The sequence below is a fragment of the Sneathiella marina genome, from assembly GCF_023746535.1.
In the GTDB taxonomy this organism is placed as follows: domain Bacteria; phylum Pseudomonadota; class Alphaproteobacteria; order Sneathiellales; family Sneathiellaceae; genus Sneathiella; species Sneathiella marina.
Window position 1 is genome coordinate 417568 of sequence record NZ_CP098747.1, and the last position, 20949, is coordinate 438516.

Below are 20949 nucleotides of genomic sequence, written 5' to 3' on the forward strand. Positions count from 1 at the left end.
ATCGGTTATGTTTGGGCTGTGTAAAATAGGATGCGTGATGGGCAGCGTCGTTTTTCTGGCGGCCTGTACGACAGATATCGTCAAATCCATCGATAAACAGATTTCTGAATATGCGGGAATAAACTGTTCAGCAACCAATCTATCCGTTGGAGAAGATTACTGCCAATCCCCAAAGCAGAGTTTTGTGCAGGCATCCGTATATTGCTATAAAACCATGGGAGGGGTTGATTGTTATCGGCAGCCAAATCCCTATCACACCGAAAAATCCGAAAGAGTCCGGCAAACACTATCCTTGGGATCTTATGGTGCTGAAGTCATGACTGCAGAAGAATTTGAACTGCGGCAAATCATGGCCGAAAAAACAAAATCCAGCAGCAAACCGGCTGAATAGAATTGTATCTGTCCAGAAAAACGGGCCTCAGATTTCACGAAATATTCTCTATCTCCTCTTTATTATGTGCGTAAAAATGCTACGTTACCTAATAACATTCATTGGGAGATCAGAGAGACTATGGCTTGGAATCCAGAACAATACACACTCTTTTCTGATCACCGTTTACGACCGGCTTTGGACTTGTTGGCGCAGGTTCCCATAAATCCACCGTCGGTAATTTATGACCTGGGTTGCGGCACGGGAAATGTAACCTCGATAATTTCTCAACATTGGAATGATGCCGTTGTTGTTGGTATCGACAGTTCTGAAGAAATGCTGGCGAAAGCCCGTGGCGACCACCCTTCCATTGAATGGAAACAGGGCGATATTTCAAATTTCAACCCGACCAGCAAAGGCAATCTGATTTTCAGTAATGCCGCATTGCATTGGCTGGATGATCACGAAACGCTGTTTCCAATGCTGTTATCGAATTTACGCCCAGGGGGTGTTCTTGCGGTTCAAATGCCGAATAACTTCAATGCACCATCGCATCAGAATATCTATGAACTGGCGCAAACCCCCAAATGGATTGACAAGTTAGGCGGATTAGTCCGTCCAGCGCCTGTTCATAATATCAATTGGTATTTTGACTTGCTATCCCCTTTGGCCCGCCGGATCAACATATGGGAGACGACATATTTTCAGGTGCTGGAAGGTAAAAACGCGGTTTTGGAATGGACGCGAAGCACGGCCCTGCGCCCCTTTTTACAAACCCTTGACGAGAAGAGTGTCGATACCTTCGAAGCCGAATATGCGGAGCGACTGCTTGAAGCTTATCCGCAAAGGCGTGACGGCTCGACCCTTTTCCCCTTCTCACGATTATTTATCGTCGTCCAAACCGACGAAGATTAAAAACCAAAATTATCGGTCAAGGACGATGCCTTCACGACGCGGATCGGCACCGCCTTGCAAGCCTTCCTTTGTTACCAATATGCCGTGAAGACCGCTGTTAAGGGATCTCAGTTTCACTTTGTACCCCATTTTTTCCAGATCGGACTGGTGTGAGGCCAGAGAGGTGTCTTTTTCCAAATCCAGGGTCCCATTGCGATTTATATGATGGGGCATCTCTATGGCGGACTGCATGTCCATGTCCCAATCCAAAACCGCGATGACCGTAGAGGCGACGTAGCCAATGATCCGGCTGCCACCAGGGGATCCAATCACCATCTGCAGATTGCCACCGTCATCTAAAACCATGGTCGGTGACATGGAGCTTCGCGGGCGTTTGCCAGGTTGAATTCGATTATTGACAGGGCCATTTTCTCCGGCGGGATTGAAAGAGAAATCGGTAAGCTGGTTGTTGAGGATAAATCCGTCCACCATCAAGCGGGAGCCAAATACATTTTCGACGGAAGTCGTCATTGAAACGGCATTCCCTTCCTGATCGATGATACTGAAATGACTGGTGGAGGGGAGCTCAATGGCATTGTCGATGCTCAAACTGCCTTGTTTTTCTGATGGCCGGCCGGCTGTAAAGGGAATTTGCGAAACTGCAGGCGCCACCCGTTTTGCCTGGCTGGAAATATAGGTTTCGGATAACATTTCCGATGCCGGGATATCGACATAATCAGCATCGCCCAGATATTTGTTACGGTCAGCAAAAGCCAGCGCACTTGCCTGGGAAATCAAATGGATTGCCTCGGGGCTACCAGGAGTTGTCGTGGACATATCCCAGTTTTCCAAAATCTTGAGAATTTGCAGGACTGTAATCCCGCCGGACGTTGGAGGACCCATGCCGCAGACCGTATTCTCCCGATAATCGGCGCACACGGGCTCTCGCATAACGGCATGATAATTTGCCAAATCTGCCTCTGTCAGCAAGCCTGGATTTTGGAGGTCTGATTGCACGGCCGTAACAATGTCCGTGGCGATCTTACCGTGATAGAAGGCTTTGCTGCCATTTTGTGCAATGCGTTCGAGCGTATCCGCTAACTCCGGGTTTTTGAGGATGGTGCCGACCGGTTTGGCCGTGCCATCAGGTAAATAGAAATATTTCGCAGCGGTGGCTTTGGTTTTTAAAAATTTGTCCCGCTCCAGGAGGAAATACAGCCGTTCAGAAACAGGAAATCCTTCACGCGCCAGTTTTATCGCCGGTTGAAACAGCATCTTCCAGGGAAGAATTCCGTGATCCTGATAGGCGAGTTCCATCATCGCTACGACACCAGGCACGCCGACCGAACCGCCGCCTACAACCGCGTCGTAGAATTTTTTCCGGGTTCCGTCAGAGGTGAGAAAATGATCTTCTTCAACTGCTGCAGGCGCCATTTCACGACCGTCATATGTTTCAATCGCCTGATTTTCTCCGTCGAAATAGAGCATAAATGCGCCCCCGCCTATGCCGGAAGATTGTGGCTCCACTAATGTCAGGACCATTTGCGTTGCAATCGCGGCATCAACTGCGCTTCCGCCCTTTTCCAGTATATTCCGTCCAGCTTTGGCAGCGTGGGGATTGGCTGCGGAAATCATATATCTACTAAATTCTTGTGCAGATGAAATGCTGGTTAGGCTGGCTAAAATGGCTGCAGTTAAAACAAGTGTTTTTATGCTGGCGCGACGAAAAAATGCCGATTGGCTCATGGAAAAAAAGTTCCTATAGATTTAATTGTGCAGTTGCGAAGAAGTGTTGACCGATACAGTGCGCAAGGCTAACCTCCTTGCTCTGAAAGAAAATTTAAGAAGCAGAGCATGATTAAGACTGGTCCGTTAAATCTTATCACAGATGTGGATGGCATAAAAATAGGCAATGCCGAAGATGCTAAAGTCGTGACGGGCGTCACAGCGATTATCCCCGATACTGCCGCAATTGGTGCAGTTGATGTGAGAGGGGGAGGACCTGGAACCCGGGAGACTGAAGCCCTCAATCCCGATTGTCTGGTTGAACGGGTGGACGGCGTCGTCTTGAGCGGTGGATCCGTTTATGGCCTGGAAGCAGCTTCTGGAACCGTCGCTGAGTTGGCCCGGCAAGGAAAGGGCTTCAATCACAAGGGTATTATCGTCCCCATTGTTCCGTCGGCAATCTTGTTTGATATGTTAAATGGTGGTGATAAAAGCTGGGGAGAAATACCTCCCTATCGCCAATTGGGTATTGAGGCAACCAGGAATCTGGTCAAGGAATTTCAACTTGGAAATGTCGGCGCTGGGTACGGCGCGACAGAGGCGCGGTATAAAGGGGGGCTGGGCAGCGCTTCTTTGGTTACGGATAACGGGGTACAAGTCGGCGCAATTGCTGCCGCCAACCCGGTTGGCAGTGTCCTTATACCAGGTACCAAATCATTCTGGGCCTGGGCGTTTGAGCAAAATGGCGAATTTGGGGATATTGGGCCACCGGCCTTTGTTGAAGACATGCCCCTTGACTTGCCTGCGGGCTCCAGTCTCGCGGAAAATACGACAATTTGTGTCGTTGCAACGAATGTTGCTTTGACTAAATCGGAAGCCAGGCGGGTGGCCGTCATGGCGCATGATGGAATTGCTCGTGCAATTAGGCCTGTACATACCCCGTTTGACGGGGATAGTATTTTTACATTGTCGACTGAAAAGCAAGAACTAGAAGAGCCTCGGTCGATTGGGCTGGCAAGAATAGGAGCGATGGCAGCCGATTGTGTTGCGCGTGCCATAGCCAGAGGCGTTTACAATGCGGAGAGTTTAGCAGGTGTCCCCGGATTCAAGTCAGAATTGTTCAAGGATTAATACTTAGGGAGAAGGTAATGAGAAAATTATTTATTGCGGCTGCTGTTGCCAGTGCGGTGCTAACGCCGCTCTCGGCGCAATCAGCAAATGACAGTGCTAATTTCGCAATGCGGTTGGAACCGCCCGGGTTGGACCCACGTTCGGGCGCGGCAGCGGCTATTTCAACTATCACGCTTTATAACGTGTTTGAAGGCCTGACGCGCATTGACGCCTCTGGAAATGTTCAACCAAATCTCGCGGAAAGCTGGACAGTTAGCGATGATGGCAAGACATATACTTTTAAGCTTGTTGAAGGCGCCAAATTTCATGATGGTGCAGATTTTGACAGCTCGGATGTCAAATATACCTTTGAGGCGAATGCCGCTGAAGATAGCAAGATAAAGCGCAAAGAACGTTTCACAAATATGGAAAGCATCACCACACCTGATGCCAATACGGTCGTCATTACGCTAAAAGAGCCGCGTCCCGATCTGCTGGCGCAACTTGGTGAATCAACTGCCGTCATCGTCGATCCGGGCTCAGTTTCCGGCAACGCGACCACGCCAATTGGAACCGGTCCTTATAAATTTGATAGCTGGATCAAGGGGGATAGCGTTAAACTTTCCGCCGCGGAAACCTATCGGGATGCTGCAAATGTCCCCATTCAAAAGGTATCTTTCCGGTTTATCGGTGACGGGACGGCACGCCTGGCATCCTTGTTGGCGGGCGACGTTGATTTTGCGGCAATACCAAATGAGCTTCTGTCCAGTAATGCGTTAAATGATAATTTTGTCATTATCGACGGCAATACAAATGGCGAAACAATCTTGAGTACGAATAATGCCAATGAAGCATTATCGAAACTGAAGGTCCGTCAGGCGATTGCTCATGCGCTAAAGCGTGAAGATATTATTGATGGCGCCATGTTTGGCTATGGTACACCCATTGGGTCCCATTTTGCGCCTCATCATCCGGATTATATTGATTTAACCAATACATATCCGTATGACCCGGAGAAATCCAAGCAACTACTCGCGGAAGCAGGATATCCGGATGGATTGGCCCTTTCACTGAAATTGCCGCCTGTGGATGATTATGCACGCAAGGGTGGGCAGATCGTTGCGTCACAGCTTGAAAAGGCCGGATTTAAAATCACCATTGAGAATGTTGATTGGCCGAAATGGCTGGATGAGGTCTATAAAAAGAAAAATTACGACCTTTCCATCGTTAGCCATGTAGAGCCGATGGATATCGGGATCTATGCTCGTGACGGATATTACTTTAACTACAAGAACGAGAAATTTAACGATATCATCCGCCAGGCCGACTCAGCTCAATCACCGGCCCAACGGACGGAATTACTTCAACAAGCCCAGACAATCTTGGCGGAGGAGGCCGTCAATGGATATCTCTTCCAGTTGCCACGGGTCGTTGTGGTTCGAAAAGGCCTGAATGGCGTTTGGAAGGATTTACATTTATTTTCGACAGACGTCGCGCGCATGTCTTGGGATAACTAGTCGCCGATTGGCCTAAATGAAAAACCCGCTGGTGGGAAACCAGCGGGTTTTTTTTGAAGAGAAAGGTATCTGAACAAACCCCTCTCTTCGCGGGAAGCTCTGGATTGTCAGGCAGCAGCGGACTGGTTCGTGCTTAAATAATCGTCCAATTGATCAGCACCGCCGATTTTCACGCCATCGATAAATATCTGGGGGGTTGTTAATTCTCCAGAAACTGCGCGCAATGATCTGCTGGTTGCGTCGGTTCCCAAAATGATTTCCTCAAAATTCAAGCCTGCATTTCTCAAGGCGGATTTGGCCCGAGCGCAATGTCCGCAACCGGGTTTGGAGAAAACAGTGATGGCTTTCGGTTTGATGGCTTGCGGATTGAGATACTGAAGCATGGTGTCTGCGTCGGATACCTCAAAAGGATCTCCTGCAACATCCGGCTCGATAAACATTTTTTCTATCTTGCCGTCATTGACGATCATGGAATAACGCCAGGATCGCTTGCCGAAGCCGAGATCATCTTTGTCTACCAGCATGCCCATGCCTTTTGTAAAGGCGCCTGTACCATCAGGTAAAAAAGTGATGTTTTCGGCTTTCTGCGTCTTTTTCCATTCATTCATGACAAAGGTGTCGTTGACGGAAAGGCAAATGACATCATCTACCCCGCAGCCCTTAAAAGTAGACACCAATTCATTGTACCTTGGCAAATGTGAAGATGAACATGTGGGGGTAAACGCGCCGGGAAGGGCAAAAAGAACAACCTTCTTACCAGCGAAGAGATCGTCGGTGGTAACGTCTTTCCAGGCGTCACCGCTTCGTGTTTTAAAATTTACGGTTGGTATCTGATGACCTTCGATATTTTCAAGCATTTAATGTCTCCGAACGCTGTAATTTGTCTCTGCGCAGTATATAAGGAGAAGGGATCAGATTTGCAAATACTTTTTAGAATTATTAAAAAGTATTTGCAAATAAACGAACAACAGGCTTTCAGTCATAAAAAAAGCGGCTGATTATCAGCCGCTGCATGCAATTTTAAAGGTGAGTATCGTACGAATATGCGTCTACCGTACGAATATATGAACTTCATTTGACGCAACTTGTGTGTTCGAAGTTGCGGACAGGTTTACGCGAGACGGCGGCAATCCCATATTTGTCAAAGAACGAAATACCTTTTCCGCATTGCGGGCTGACTGCGCCTGATTTGCACCAACATCTCCTTGCAAGGGTGAGATGGAAACGACATCGAAGCTGGATTGCGGCCGTTGCTGCATTGTCTGGCTGACCGCTTCGAACAGCGCCTGCTCATAGGCCACATCTTCGCGGTCGAACCGAATGATAACCAGGGCGTTTGTGCCGCCTGTTAGCGGATCAGATGCCGAGGTCGTCTTTAAGTAGTCTCTGGTGCCGGCGCTGCCCAGGAAGCCACCATTTTTTATGGCGTCAGAAAGATTTGTCAGATTCGCCCGCTCCGCACCCACATAAGAGGTTTGCCGAGCAATATCCCCTGAAAGCCGGCTTAGCAGACGGTTTGCAATCACCGAGGTTCTGCTGGCTTCATCTTCCAGAACCGTCAATTGCCGGTGATCCTCTTCAATTGCGCCGCTGAGCTCGAAGGTGGATTTTGTTGACTCAAGTAAATATCCGGCTTCATTGGCGTCCGCTGAAACAGTGTTCGCCAGGCTATTCATTTGCGAGACATCATCGGCAATTTTCTCGAGGCCTTTTTGCGCATCATTCCACTGATTTATCAGAATCGGGTTTCCCTTGGTCGTGCCGATTTGCAGGCGGGCATTTATAGCCGCCATCGTCCCGTGATATTGCTGGGAATTTGATGTTGTTGCTGCTTGAAGCTGTTCAAATTGTGCACTGTGCTGGTTGATCCGCTGCTGCAGGCCAGCCAATTCACCGCGGAGACCTTCAACACGTTCGCCGACGACTGTTCCTGTGCTGGGAGCTGGTGTGATTGCCGGCAACTGATAGCGGCTGACCTTGTCCGCCATAACCGGTGCAGCGGCCGTTGTTGTTAGAGTAGGATCAGGATTACCCTCAGCCTTGGATGGAGCGATCGCGACAGCATCTGTTGATGTTGCCGGAGCCTCATCGCCCGTTAGCGGTGGTAGTAACTTGTCATCGACAAATGAACAGCTGGCAAGCAGCAAAATAGCGCTAACCGTAAGGGGTCGGGTAATGTTGAATTTCATAGTTGTAAAACACTCTTTGTTTCTATGCTCGCAAGCACCCGCGACGGGGTCGCGAAGTCTCGCTTCCATATATCCCGATTAAATAAATCGAGTGCCAGATACTAGCCAATGTCGGGCTTGGCGACAAGAACCGATTTTCCAGCAACTATTTCCACTTTTTTCGTTTAATCGCTTGCAATGCCCAACCCTTTTGATTAATTTCCCGATCCTCGGAGGTGCGGCAATTGCTGCATCCTCACTTGTCAGGCTAAAAAGCCTGCTTTGCGCACCGGTAGCTCAGCTGGATAGAGCACTAGACTACGAATCTAGGGGTCGGGAGTTCGAATCTTCCCCGGTGCGCCATTTCTTCCCGGATATGGCCAACCTTCTTTTTAAACAAGAGTTCGAACTATGTTCGAACGGGCGCGCCATTCTCAATCAGTACAATTTAATAAGCTTCGAGGTAATTCAGTACTTACGATCGATATCTTGGAGCGAGTTAAGTTGCGTTTCTAACGTGCAACACTGGTTCGCGTTAAAGCCAAATGGGCAGACAAATTGATCAACACACAACTTAACGCTAAGCCCAAAAAAGGGCAGGAAACAGACTTTCGCTGCTACTGCCAAATCTTGTGCTTCATACCGACATTACAGGCATCAAGAATTAAGTTGGCTTGTTCACAATGTTGAAGGAACTTGACCAACTCACAATAACAACATGAATTTGTTATCAACTAAATCGAGTTTTACAGACACTCTGGATCCGGTGGTTGAACCGTGATAGATCTCAAGCATGGGACTTGGCGTTTTTATTCACCGGTCAGATTCGCGATATGATGACACCCCGGCTGAGCGATATCAGTTTCCGGGCAACTACTTGACCCGTGTTCAAGCCTGTGTCCAGAACTGGATCGTATATCTGGAACCGAGCAAGGTCCAAAATACGCGTGGATACTTTGCCATAGCCAAGGTAGAGAAGGTGGTCCCTGATCCGACTATGGAAAACATGTACCTGGCATTGATAGAGCAAGGCAGCTACTTGGATTTCATTAATCCCGTCCCTTTCAATGATGGCACAAATATCGTCGAAAGAGGGCTTCTCAATGAGAAAGGTAAGTTGTCTGGCCGAGCTCAGTCCGCCGTGCGGCCAATCCTGCCAGAAGATTTCGACAGAATTTTAGAGCTCGGCTTTGATGAACAGCAGCCGGAATTACCACGTATCGGAGACATCAAAGAGGATCAACCATTTCCTGGTATGGCTGAAGATCAGGCACCGTATGTTTTTGAACAACCTCGTGTCCGCGTCAACCAAATGACCTCGCGTGTGGTTCGAGACCGACTGTTCCGCCGACTTGTTCTCAAAGCCTATGATAAGAGATGCGCAATTACCGGCCTGCAGCTTATCAATGGAGGTGGCCGGGCAGAAGTTGATGCCGCCCATATCAAGCCCGTTGAAGCCAATGGTCCTGACATCCTGAGCAACGGGATCGCTCTATCTGGCACCGCCCATTGGATGTTTGATCGAGGGCTAATTGGTTTGACTGATGATCATGAAATCATGATTTCGCGCCACGTCAACAATCCTGATAGCGTCGAGAGCCTAATCAACAGAAGTGGAAAAGCCATTGTCCCTGGGCTTCCAGTCAACCAACCACATCCAAGCTTCCTGAAATGGCACCGAGAGAATTGCTTCAAGGTTTGAACCAATGAGCTTCTTAGAAATTGGACCTTCCATTCCTGACGAGCTATGGGCGGTAAATTGCAAGTCATCAAAAATGTCTTCTATTCGGCGATATCAACTTCAATCCAGTGCCCACCTTCATCCCCCTTGGTGCGCCATTTCTTCCCGGAAAGTGTTATTTTAAATACACCGGACCTGCCGCATGAATAATCACCTGCCGCAAATTGTTCTTTATTGACATAAAACGGTAATCTGCCCTCTTTATATAGTTCGCAAGTAAGGAAGCAACCCCAAGTCCTCAGAGTTTAATTTTGCAGGAGCGCAGAATGCCAACGCCAGTGTCTGATGAAATATCTTTTGACGATTTTGATGAAATCAACAACCCGCCGCCGGTAGAAACGGCCTTTGAGGCTATTACCGAGACGGTGCTGTCCAGGCGTCGGTTCTTGAGGCATGGAGTTGCGTTTGGTGCCAGTGCATTGGTTTTAGGATCAACGGCCCTTACACCCCTTTCAGCACGAGCAGAAAGCCGGTTTAAATTTAAACAGGTGCCGGCAAATGCGCAGGATACAGTTACCGTACCTGATGGGTATAGATGGCATGTGGTAACAAAGTGGGGAGATCCGCTTTGGTCCGATGGTACTGAATTTGATTCGGTAAGCCGTGGTACTGCGGCAAGCCAATTAAAAGCTGTTGGTGATAACAACGACGGAATGGCGTTATTTCCAGAGGGCGGCAGAAGTATTCTGGTTTTCAATAATGAATATGTAAACAGACGTATTATTTATGGAAATCGCGACAGCAAACGTCCCGAAAATAACGATGATGTCAATAAGGGTAAAGCCGGGCATGGTGTAACGGTTGCCGAAATAGTTGTTGATGACGGCAAATGGAAAATCGCCAAGGACAGCCCCTACAACCGCCGGATCACCGCGGACACCCCCATGGAAATAACAGGTCCGGCCCGCGGGCATGACCTGATGAAAACGGCGAAGGACCCTCAAGGTATTCTCGCTAAAGGTACGTGGAACAATTGTGGGAACGGTCGTACACCGTGGGGCACGTACCTTGCTTGTGAAGAAAATTTCAACGGGTATTTTTCAAGTAGTATTGAGTCAATTATTCCATCTGCAGAAATGAAACGCTATGGCGTCGGAAACAAGGATTGGGGATATGCCTGGGCGACTGAGGACGAACGATTTGATATCAGCAAGCATCCAACAGAACCAAATCGGTTTGGCTATGTAGTTGAAATTGATCCTCTTGATCCAACTTCCACACCCAAGAAACGAACTGCACTTGGGCGGTTTAAGCATGAGAATGCCGAGCTGGTTCTGGCGAAAAACGGTCAGGTCGTTGTCTATCTCGGAGACGATGAGCGAGGCGAGTTTCTGTATAAATTTGTCAGTAAAGATCAGTTCAAGGAAGGTGGGGATAACGCAGATCTTCTTGAAGAGGGTACTCTGTATGCAGCGAAGTTTACCGATGAAATGCAGGGTGAATGGCTGCCTTTGACACCTGAAACAACGGGTATGAGATCGCAAGCAGAGATAAGCATTCTAACGCGTCTTGCGGCTTCTGCAGTAGGCGCAACCACTATGGACCGGCCGGAATGGGTGGCAGCACATCCGTCAAAAGCCGAAATTTATGTTGCCCTTACAAACAATAAAAACAGAGGAAAAAAGCCCAATAAGGGTGGTGATGAAACACCCGTAGGTGGCCCAAACCCTCGTGCCGAGAACAATTACGGACAAATCGTCCGTTGGCGACCCAAAAATGGTGACCATCTGTCGAACGCATTTGAATGGGATCTATTCGTGGTTGCCGGCAATCCTGCAATTCACCGGGACGCCTATGCAGGGTCGGAAAATGTCAATGCAGACAATATGTTCAATTCACCGGATGGTTTAAAGTTTGATTCGACCGGACTTCTATGGATCCAGACAGATGGTAAATATTCTGACAAGGGCGATTTCGCCGGAATGGGAAATAACCAGATGCTGGTAGGTGATCCTGAAACAGGTGAGATCCGGCGGTTTATGGTTGGCCCAAATGAATGCGAAGTGACAGGTTTGACCTGGAGCGAAGATCGTAAAACCATGTTTGTCGGCATCCAGCATCCCGGTGAAAAAGGCAATAGTCATTATCCCGACGGGGGAGATTCCGTTCCCAGATCAACAATTATCGGCATTTCGCGTGATGACGGTGAAACCATGGGGTAAGGAATTGATCCCGTTGAGGCTGGGGATTTCTAGCGATACCTCTTTTAAAGGTTATTGAAATCTCCGCCCCGGCCTTTTCCTGCTGCAAATCGCGCCGCCCCGGCCTGCGTTTCTTCTTTGAGGGGTTTCAGCCCGCCTTTCGCTTCATTTACCAAAGCGTCCGGGAAATCCATGTTCCATTGTTGATGCGCTGACATCCGGTCGGCTCGCAGGCAAAGCTGTGGGAATTTTGCGATTTCATGAGCAAGCTTGAGGGATTCGGCCAGTGCCTGTCCTGCGGCAACTTTCCGGTTGGCCAAACCAAATTCATAGGCTTCTTCGATTTCGACGGGTCTGCCTGTCAAAACCATATCCATGGCCCTGCTCTGGCCAATGAGACGGGGAAGACGGACCGTGCCGCCATCGATAAGCGGAACCCCCCAACGGCGACAAAAGACGCCGAAGACAGCGGTTTGCGAGGCCACGCGCAGATCACACCACAATGCCAGTTCCAGTCCGCCAGCAACCGCGTATCCTTCAACAGCCGCAATAACCGGTTTTGATAATAACATACGCGTTGGCCCCATCGGTCCCTCACTATCTGGATCATGACCGATATCCGGACCTTCATTTGCCGCCACTTTTAAATCGAAGCCCGCGCAAAAAATGCCGTTTGCCCCCGTCAAGATGGCAACAGACTGAGTATTGTCTTCGTCAAATGCCTTAAAAGCAGCTCTCAGCTCCATCGCCGTATCAGGGTCGACAGCGTTGCGCGCTTGCGGCCGGTTTAGCTTAACGATCGTTATCGGGCCCTCATTTTCGATTATTAGTGCCATATGGGCTCTCCTTTTTGTACGAATGAATACTCTCGAAAAGATCGAAACCCGCTTCGAGCTTTCAAGCACTGTCCAATTCCTGAGATTGCAGTTATTGGACTTACTATATCTGAAGAAAATGTATGTGTGATCCTTTGATCTAGTTTCTTTTGAACTCTCGCCTGGAAATGTAGATGCCGCTTACAATCACGATGGTAATTCCGATCCAGGTCCAGAGATCCGGAAATTGCCCGAAAACCATAAGACCGAAGAGACTCGCACTGACAATTTCCGCATAAGTGAAAGGGGCAAGCATAGGCATTTCGCCCCATTCAAAAGCTTTGATAATCAAATAGTGACTAACGGTCCCCAAGGCCCCCATCGCCAACATCAGCAACCAGCCAGTCAAATCGGGTGCAGTCCAGTAAAAAGGGACAGCTACGGACATTATTACCGTTCCAAAGATCGCAGTTACAAGCAGCGTAACCATGGGAGGGCTCGATTTGGCCAATTTGCGCGTATACAGCAAGTAAAGGGCATAAAGGACCGCTGAAGCCAGAGCCAGAGCGTAACCCCAACTGATGCCCTGAACATCGGGGCGTAAAATAACAAGCGCGCCTAAAAATCCGATAGCAACCGCTGTCCATCTCCGGCGCCCTACTTTTTCCTTTAGAATTAGCGGTGACAGGGCTGTCATAACCAGAGGCGCTACGAAGAATACGGCCTTCCCGTTTGCAAGGGGGATTAAGGCGAGAGCTGCAAAGAATAAAAAGGTATCGCCCAGCAGGAATGCAGCCCGGACCAGCTGCAGCCTAATATTTGTCGGTATGGATAATTTGATCTGGCCACTCATTGCCAGCAAGGGGATGAGCGTCAGAAAATGAAAAGCATAACGGGCCCAAACAACCTGGACCACGTCAAAATCTTGCATAAGCAATTTTGCCGTTCCATCCATGACCGGCACCAAAAGCATTGCGAGCACCATTAAGGCGATGGCAAGCGCTGGCTTTTGGGTACTGATCACGTCAGGAGACTAGCGTGCTTGCTGAATGGCGTCCCACACTTTTTGGGGTGTGGCTGGCATATCGAGATGATCAACGCCAAGTTCCTCTAAGCCATTCAATGCAGCATTGATGATAGCCGGCGGGGCTGCAATACAGCCCGCCTCACCACATCCTTTGACACCCATGGGGTTCATGGTGCAGGGAATTTCAATGGTCTCGTAAGTAAGGTCCAGGGGAATATTATCGGCGCGTGGCATGCCATAATCCATGTAAGAACCCGTAAGAAGCTGTCCATCTTCGCTATAAACGGTGTTTTCGGTTAGGGCCTGCCCAATTCCCTGGCCAACCCCACCGATCACTTGATGCCGGACCAACGCCGGGTTCACGATGGTACCAAAATCGTCGACAATAACATAGCGCACGACATCTGTTGTGCCCGTATGTTCATCAATCTCGACCTCGGCAATGTGGCAGCCATTTGGATATGTGAATGCTTCCAGGGTAATACTTGCTTCTGAATCCAGTCCTTCAGCCAGGTTTTCCGGCAACTGCCCGAGCCCTCTGGCACGAGCGGCAACTTCAAGAATACTGATTTTCCGGTCTGTACCGGCGATTGAAAATTCCCCCTCTTCGGCGGAAAACTCAATATCGATCGCGGCCGCTTCCAGGAAATGACCTGCAAGTTCTTTGCCCTTTTCGATGACTTCATCACTGGCTTTATGTATCGCGGGACCCTGAACCGTAAGAGATCTGGACCCGCCTGTGCCACCACCGGTTTTTATTTTATCCGTATCGCCCTGAACGATCCGAATATTTTCGAACGGGACACCTAGCCGCTCTGCGACAATTTGCGAATAAGCCGTTGAATGGCCTTGTCCCGAGGATTGAGTGCCGACGGAGACAGAGACGATGTCGTTTTCTTCAAATCGAATAAAGGCTGATTCCGTCGGATTTCCCGCTGTCGCTTCGACGTAAAAGCACATGCCTATGCCGCGACGCAACCCTTTGGCAGCGGATTGGGATTTCCGGCCATCGAAGCCGTTCCAATCGGCTTTTTCCAGTGCCCGGTTCATGATGCGTTCAAAATCTCCACTGTCATAAACACACCCTGTTGAGGTGGTGAAGGGAATTGCCGCTGCAGGAATAAAGTTTTTCCGCCTCAATTCCTCAGGCGGTACACCCAGGTCCTTTGCGGCCGAATCCATCAGCCGTTCAATTATGTAGATCGCTTCCGGCCGGCCGGCACCGCGATAGGCATCCACGGGAACGGTGTTGGTGAACACCCCGATGCACCGATAGAAGAAATTTGGGATGTCATACACACCTGGCATCACCTTCACGGTCGCTACTGTCGGGATGAGCGGTCCAAAAGTTGATAAATAGGCCCCTAGATTGGCATTTGACGTGACTTTCATGCCCGTAATTTTGTGATTTTCATCGAACGCCAGTTTTGCGTACGTGTAATGGTCTCGGCCCTGGGTATCAGAAAGAAACGCGTCTGACCGTTCTCCCATCCATTTAATCGGTTTGCCAAGTTTGCGCGAGGCCCAGGCGGCAGTTGCACATTCGGAATAGAAGAAGATCTTCATACCAAAAGCGCCGCCAACATCCGGAGTGACAACCCGCACCTGTTCCTCTGGAATATGCAGAACAGCATTGGCCAGAAGGGATTTCAATATCCAGCCGCCCTGCGTTCCGGAATATAAAGTCATCCGTTCAGTGTCGGTGTCCCAATCAGCAATAACCCCGCGTGGCTCCATGGAATTGACAATGACCCGGCTATTTATCAGCTCCAGCGAGCAAACATGTGCTGCCGTTTCGAAGGCGCTGTCCGTATTGTCTTCCTCCCCTTGCGCCCAGTCAAAGGCCACATTATTTTCTACCTTGTCATGGACCAAAGGATTTCCATTTTGATTGGCAGTTTTCGTTTCAGTTACAACATCCAGCTCTTCGAAATCGATAACGATAAGTTCTGCTGCATCCTTTGCCTGATCAAGGGTTGTCGCGACAACAAACGCTATGTTGTCTCCGACATAGCGGACTTTGTCTACAGCTAAGGTCGGGTGCCCTGGATCTGCACGATCACTATCATCCTGGTTTTTCAACGGGATCATACAGGGGAGCTCGTTTGCATTATCTACCGCCATTTCCGCGCCGAGGATTATGTCTACAACACCGGGCGATGCTTTTGCCTCATCAGTATCTATGGATTTTATATGGGCATGTGCAACCGGCGACCGCAGCATGAAGCCATGCAATTGGCCATCTATATTGATGTCGTCCGTATATTCACCGGCCCCTGTTACCAGGCGGATATCTTCGACACGAGCGACAGACTGATTTACACCGAATTTCACCATTCTTTTGATCCACTTATTATTGCGTGATGATCTAGCCGATCACATCTTGTTAGAGATACTATCAGGCCAAACATTGATAACAACAAGAACTGCTTTTCAGATCTTGTTATTTTGGTTGTTCCCAGACGATTCCACTATCGATTAAATCGCTAATTTCTTCTTTGGCAAAGCCAAGTTCTTCCAGGATTTCTCTTCCATGAGCCCCAAATGCGGGTGGTACAGACTTGACGGACCCGGGAGTTCTGCTCATCTTTACTGCGACACCGGTGCCGGAATATCCATCTTTTTCGACAACCATATTACGGTGCCGTGTGTGAGGATGGTTCAAAGCTTCGGGTACTGTCATTGCGGCACCCGCCGGAACACCGGCGGCAAGCAACTGTGTTGCAACAGCGACGCCGTCCTTGCCCTTAAACAATTGATTGAGCGCGTCATTTAGATCCGCGCGGTTTTTTACCCGCAGAACATTATCGGCAAAACGGGGATCATTTGCCAATTCCGGCTCCCCTAACGACGCACATAACTTAGTGAATTGTCCATGATTTCCAACTCCCAGAAAAACCGGAACCGTGCTTGTCTCGTATAAATCATAAGGTGCGATATTCGGGTGAGAATTACCTGTAAGTTTTGGAGGGTTTCCAGACATTAGATAATTTGGTGCATGCGGGTGCTGAAGTTGAATGCCCGTATCATACAGGGATGCTTCAACAGATTGACCTTTGCCTGATGTATGTCGTTCGTTGACTGCCATCAAGATCCCGATCACCGCATTCATCCCCGTGCCTAAATCCACCAAAGGAATGCCGAGGCGAACTTGCCCTGATTCAGGGGAGCCATTAATACTGATGAGGCCCGCCCAGGCTTGGATAACGGCATCGTATCCTGGAAAACCGCCGAAAGGACCGTCGGCGCCAAATCCGGTCACGCGACAATGAATGAGGCGTGGAAATTCCTTGGATAAAAAATCTTCGTATCCCAATCCCCATTTCTCAAGACTGCCTGTCTTGAAGTTCTCTAGCATCACGTCGGCTTCAGCAAGAAGCTTGAGCAATATTTCCTTGCCCTCATCTTGCCTGATATCCAGAGAAATTGACCGTTTATTGCGATTGGTTCCTGAAAAGTAAGCAGACAGTCCATTTTCATCAAAGGGAGGCCCCCAGCCGCGGGTCTCATCGCCTTGAGGTGGCTCAATCTTAATGACTTCTGCGCCATGATCGCCAAGAATCTGCGTGCAGAAAGGGCCGCCCAGTACGCGGGAGAGGTCGACCACTTTCAATCCGGTTAAGGCACCTTTACTTGACATAACAATCCTTTTTTCTTTCAGTTGATGAGTATATTGGCAAGACCCATATCTATTTATGTGCTTCAGCCTGCTTTTGCAAATATGGTCTCAGTGAAGTTTGGATAAACCTCGGCAATCTTGGTTCGTACTTTCAGCTCCAAAAGCTGAAGAAGAGCGGGGTCCGGAGATTCTGTTGTTGGAACATCGGCGGAATAGTCAAAATCGAAGCCCGTATTATCAAGAATATCTTCCAAAGAACTGCTTGGATGAACGGACATTAAGGAAAAGCGTTTCTGGGCCTTGTTGAAATGGAAAAAGCCCTTGCTGGTTAATAAACCGAAAGGTCCACCTTTTCTATAAACATGATCTTCCGATGTTCCGGGGGCACTGATGAAGTCAACCTTATCGACAAGCGTTCGGCGCGAATGCTCTTCTCGAAATAAGATTACTTTCGGCACCAGAAAATAAAGGTAAGCAGATCCAAAAGTTCCCGGCCATCTCGGCTGTGAAAGCGGATACTCACCACGTCCCATTAAGTTAATATTTGCCTCTCCATCGATTTGTCCACCGCCTAGGAAAAACGCATCTATGCGGCCTTGCGCGGCGCAATCGAAAAGCTCGCCCCCGCCGCCTGTGAAGAAATTATTGGAAACGGACCCCAGGATATTTACATGCTGTGGAGTTCCCCAAGCAGCTTTCGCCAAAAGGGCTCCTGCCCCTGGTATGGGTGAGGCGGCACCGACCGCGACATGATTGCAATCCTTCAATAAGCCGGCAATCAAGCAAATCAGGGCTTTTTTATCGTCACTTAAGCTCATGCCCCAACACTTTCATCAAATACATAACGCTGAAGATACTCAGCAAATCCGTCATCAGATCCGGCCATTTGCATATACATCTTCAAATGCTCGTCATCTCCGCCACCGGTAAACCAGAAAGGTAGAGGCCAGTTTCCTCCGGCGACTTCAGAAACCTTGGTGACGTAGAGGGCCGGCAATACACCTGCGGCCATTTTTTCGTCGTCAAACAAATTCCCATCGATAACTTCATCGACCGTTACGAGTGTTGACTTGGAGGCATGGGACATATTGATAAGTTCACGTTTGCGGCCAACCCAAACATTTCCTTCTTTATCGGCAAAGGGAGCATGAAACAGGGCAAAGTCCGGATTAATTGCTGGAATAGCTACTATAGGATCCTCTGACTCGACGAACGGATTTTGCAGCGTTATCCAATCCGGATGATGATCGAGAATATGACTTCCTATGATGCCGCGTAATGGCATAAAAGGGATTCCTTTTTGGGACGCTTGCAGTCCGGCATGAATGGCGGGGCAAGTCGCGTCGACAAGTTTCACACTCCCGTCTCGCACAGATTTAGTAAAACGTGGCGCAGGGCCATATTCACCTAAAGTAAGGGCTGAGCTTTCCAGCGTTTCGACACATCCAGCACCAATTAACAACTCTGCCTGGAGCCCCGTCGTTGGCGCACCGACCAAATGCAAATTCTTGATTCCTTTGCGAATTATAGCTCGCGTCGCCGCCATAGATACACCGGCGTAATCGGCGGGAATAGCTAGTTTTGCGCCATCTGAAATCGCATCAACCAGTTCATCAATCGCAACTATCGTATTTGATAAGGACATTTGCTTCTTATTTCCTGTTAATTTGCCCGCCGCCATTATGGTTGCTTTCTCATCTCTCTGACAAGGATAAACGGCGCCGCGCCGATTAGTAAGGATATACCGGAATATAGAAAGACTGCATCATAGGTACCGGTCAGGTCGTATAGCAGGCCGGAAAAATACGATCCACTGGCCATGCCAATACCGCTGCCGACTGAAATGCTACCATATATGGTTCCAAAATTCTTCCCTCTGAATAGGTGCGATGCAATGGTTCCGATCATGGGGCCGCGAGATCCCATTGAGAGACCAAAGCAGAATATAAAGCCGTATAGAGCCCAAGTCTGATCAGGGCGTTCGAAGGACCATAGAAAGAGAATAGCTGCAAAGGTTACGACATAGCTTCCCATCGCTGTTGTCAGCAAACCGATACGCCGGATCAGGTATCCCGATCCAATCATGCCGACAGGAATGAATAATCCGGTTATGCCAAAACTGACTGACGCTTCAATCGGCGGCAACCCCACATCAATCAAATAGGTAACAGCCTGAATTATGACAGAAAACATGGCGCTGCCGGTAAAGCAGAAAACAGCAGAAAGTCCCCAAAACGGAATTGTTCTTAATGCTTTTGTCATCGTCCATTGGATCGGCGAAGTTGCTTCGGCATGAGGAAGCGCGGTTACAGGGCTTTTGCGCCCTGCGGCAAGTTTTCTCCAGGGTAGAAACAAAATTATTGGAAGTATGGCCAAAACACACAAGCCGAGTAGATATTCGGCCTGGCGCCAGCCAAAACTAGAAATAAAAATTTGAGACAAACTCAGGCCCAGAAGAGTTCCCGCACCGAGCGCAGAGTAGATTATGGCCAATGCCAGGGGCAATTTTTCCCGAAACCATCGGCTGGCCAGAGCTGAATTGGTGACGTTGCCGCAACAGGCCGCTGAGAAACCGACAAGTATGCTTATGCTCAGATAAAAGAACCAGATACTATCTGCCATGCCCGCCAGCATGAGGCCGGAGCCACCAGACACGATACCGATACCGTACACGTTCCTTGGCCCAAGCCGGTCAAATAGGATACCTGCGATTGGCCCCGTCAGACCGGTAACGAGGGCGCCAAGAGAATAAATTGAGGCAATGGTTCCACGGGGCCAGCCAAATTCATTGCTGAGAGGCGATACTAAATTCGGAAAATTCTCAAAGGAGAAACGACCAATCATGCCGATCAGAAAGCAAAGGGCAAGGATGCCCATCGCAATCGCCGTAAATTCTGACGGTTTCGTAGTGTTCAAAAGCCTCGCTCCGGTTTTATTCTTCTTGTTTGAGCAGATGAGGTTGCATTTATGGAATACCTGTGTCGTATCCTCAGCAAGGGAATGTTCCTCGAAACTACCAGATTATTTCAAGGATTGATATATTCATTGCGTTAATCTTTGCGGAAGATTGCTGACGCTAGCCACCCGGCGAATAAGGCAACGAGAATTGCCGCAATACCATATAGGGCGGGATAATCTTGGGCAAAGTCGAATATTGTACGACCGAGGCCAGATTTTTTAATGAAGAGGGGAGAGGTCTGAGCACTAATGAGATCTCCGCCCCTGAATAGATAAAATTCTGCAACATAATTGCCGACAGGCACATTCGCAGGAAATTCAATATTAGTCCTGAACAGGGTATTCCCGAGGAAATGGATATCCGTTTCCTGATCGGAATAGAGGTTTTCTTCAGTTTTCTTGCGAATTATGGCCTGCTGGAAAGGATGGCTTTCCTTCGCTGCTTCAGATGATTTAAAGCTTAACCGGGTCGGGCCAATTTTAAGCCTATTCAATACATTTGCAGAAGTAATGTCAGCGACGGGCTTTGTGCTTACTATTGCATAAAAACTGGGGACTCCGGTGAACTCGATGGATACCGCATTAACCCAGATACCGGCGACCCTGTCTTTGCGGCGTACCACCACTTTTTCTTCCGGTCCGCGAACCACGATGATGACATCGCCATGTTCTGAATAATTGAGATCCGCACCTGTTTCTGTCGCGCCGAACAATAATAGCTCTGTGCCCGTAAAGTCAGACGTAACAGAAATCAGATGAGAAGAGATATCTGTTACCAACGGAGTACTGGCCGGCGATTGATGCGGAGTTGTCATGCTGAGCGTGGCAAGTACAAATAAGAACAATATGAAATTTTTCATTATT

General features: G+C 48.9%; 17 protein-coding genes and 1 tRNA gene. 7 read left to right on the forward strand and 11 right to left on the reverse strand.

Features of this window, described 5'->3' with window-relative positions; all coding sequences use genetic code 11:
• Positions 1-37 precede the first annotated feature (37 nt).
• Positions 38-391 carry a hypothetical protein gene (locus NBZ79_RS02110; protein ID WP_251934987.1) on the forward strand — a complete coding sequence of 118 codons (354 nt, stop codon included), beginning with the start codon at positions 38-40 and terminating at the stop codon, positions 389-391.
• 120 nt (positions 392-511) lie between these two features.
• Positions 512-1285, forward strand: coding sequence for a methyltransferase domain-containing protein (locus tag NBZ79_RS02115; protein ID WP_251934988.1), 774 nt, complete (start codon positions 512-514; stop codon positions 1283-1285).
• A 9-nt stretch (positions 1286-1294) separates the two neighbouring features.
• Here the strand turns inward: NBZ79_RS02115 and ggt are convergent, their stop codons facing one another.
• Positions 1295-3010: a gamma-glutamyltransferase gene (gene ggt, locus NBZ79_RS02120; protein WP_251934990.1), complete on the reverse strand. Its 1716-nt coding sequence runs from the start codon at positions 3008-3010 to the stop codon at positions 1295-1297.
• Positions 3011-3118: 108 nt separating this feature from the next.
• On the opposite strand from ggt, the gene NBZ79_RS02125 reads away from it, so the two are divergent.
• Both NBZ79_RS02125 and NBZ79_RS02130 read left to right on the forward strand, forming a co-directional pair.
• Entirely contained in the window at positions 3119-4120 is a 1002-nt protein-coding gene (locus NBZ79_RS02125; protein ID WP_251934992.1) for a P1 family peptidase, read from the forward strand.
• A 17-nt stretch (positions 4121-4137) separates the two neighbouring features.
• Positions 4138-5616 carry an ABC transporter substrate-binding protein gene (locus NBZ79_RS02130; protein WP_251934994.1) on the forward strand — a complete coding sequence of 493 codons (1479 nt, stop codon included), beginning with the start codon at positions 4138-4140 and terminating at the stop codon, positions 5614-5616.
• A gap of 107 nt (positions 5617-5723) precedes the next feature.
• Here the strand turns inward: NBZ79_RS02130 and NBZ79_RS02135 are convergent, their stop codons facing one another.
• Positions 5724-6473, reverse strand: coding sequence for a glutathione peroxidase (locus tag NBZ79_RS02135; protein WP_251934996.1), 750 nt, complete (start codon positions 6471-6473; stop codon positions 5724-5726).
• A 192-nt stretch (positions 6474-6665) separates the two neighbouring features.
• The gene (locus NBZ79_RS02140) at positions 6666-7805 is read right to left on the reverse strand and encodes a hypothetical protein (RefSeq protein WP_251934998.1); all 1140 of its coding nucleotides are present in this window, start codon (positions 7803-7805) and stop codon (positions 6666-6668) included.
• Positions 7806-8070: 265 nt separating this feature from the next.
• Between NBZ79_RS02140 and NBZ79_RS02145 the strand changes: the two genes are divergently transcribed.
• The 3 genes from NBZ79_RS02145 (at position 8071) to NBZ79_RS02155 (ending at position 11687) form a co-directional block, all read left to right on the forward strand.
• Positions 8071-8147: transfer RNA gene (locus NBZ79_RS02145), tRNA-Arg, on the forward strand.
• 430 nt (positions 8148-8577) lie between these two features.
• Entirely contained in the window at positions 8578-9486 is a 909-nt protein-coding gene (locus NBZ79_RS02150) for an HNH endonuclease (RefSeq protein WP_251934999.1), read from the forward strand.
• A gap of 305 nt (positions 9487-9791) precedes the next feature.
• Positions 9792-11687: a PhoX family protein gene (locus tag NBZ79_RS02155; RefSeq protein WP_251935000.1), complete on the forward strand. Its 1896-nt coding sequence runs from the start codon at positions 9792-9794 to the stop codon at positions 11685-11687.
• Between the two features lie 44 nt (positions 11688-11731).
• Here the strand turns inward: NBZ79_RS02155 and NBZ79_RS02160 are convergent, their stop codons facing one another.
• The 8 genes from NBZ79_RS02160 to NBZ79_RS02195 all read right to left on the reverse strand — a co-directional run bounded on the left by NBZ79_RS02160 (position 11732) and on the right by NBZ79_RS02195 (position 20945).
• On the reverse strand, positions 11732-12502 hold the full coding sequence (locus tag NBZ79_RS02160) for a crotonase/enoyl-CoA hydratase family protein (RefSeq protein WP_251935001.1): 771 nt from the start codon (positions 12500-12502) through the stop codon (positions 11732-11734).
• Positions 12503-12641: 139 nt separating this feature from the next.
• Complete coding sequence (locus NBZ79_RS02165; RefSeq protein ID WP_251935002.1) at positions 12642-13505, reverse strand: DMT family transporter; 864 nt, start codon at positions 13503-13505, stop codon at positions 12642-12644.
• Between the two features lie 9 nt (positions 13506-13514).
• Complete coding sequence (locus NBZ79_RS02170) at positions 13515-15845, reverse strand: xanthine dehydrogenase family protein molybdopterin-binding subunit (protein ID WP_251935003.1); 2331 nt, start codon at positions 15843-15845, stop codon at positions 13515-13517.
• 106 nt (positions 15846-15951) lie between these two features.
• Positions 15952-17148, reverse strand: a complete 1197-nt coding sequence (locus tag NBZ79_RS02175; RefSeq protein ID WP_251935004.1) for a CaiB/BaiF CoA transferase family protein — start codon at positions 17146-17148, stop codon at positions 15952-15954.
• Between the two features lie 62 nt (positions 17149-17210).
• The gene (locus NBZ79_RS02180; protein WP_251935005.1) at positions 17211-17945 is read right to left on the reverse strand and encodes a CoA-transferase; all 735 of its coding nucleotides are present in this window, start codon (positions 17943-17945) and stop codon (positions 17211-17213) included.
• Complete coding sequence (locus tag NBZ79_RS02185) at positions 17942-18772, reverse strand: CoA transferase subunit A (RefSeq protein WP_251935006.1); 831 nt, start codon at positions 18770-18772, stop codon at positions 17942-17944. Before NBZ79_RS02185 ends, NBZ79_RS02180 begins: the two co-directional genes overlap by 4 nt.
• Before the next feature lie 35 nt (positions 18773-18807).
• Positions 18808-20043 carry an MFS transporter gene (locus NBZ79_RS02190; protein WP_251935007.1) on the reverse strand — a complete coding sequence of 412 codons (1236 nt, stop codon included), beginning with the start codon at positions 20041-20043 and terminating at the stop codon, positions 18808-18810.
• Between the two features lie 134 nt (positions 20044-20177).
• A complete protein-coding gene (locus tag NBZ79_RS02195) occupies positions 20178-20945 on the reverse strand; it encodes a TIGR02186 family protein (protein WP_251935008.1) in 768 nt (255 codons plus the stop codon).
• Positions 20946-20949: the final 4 nt, after the last annotated feature.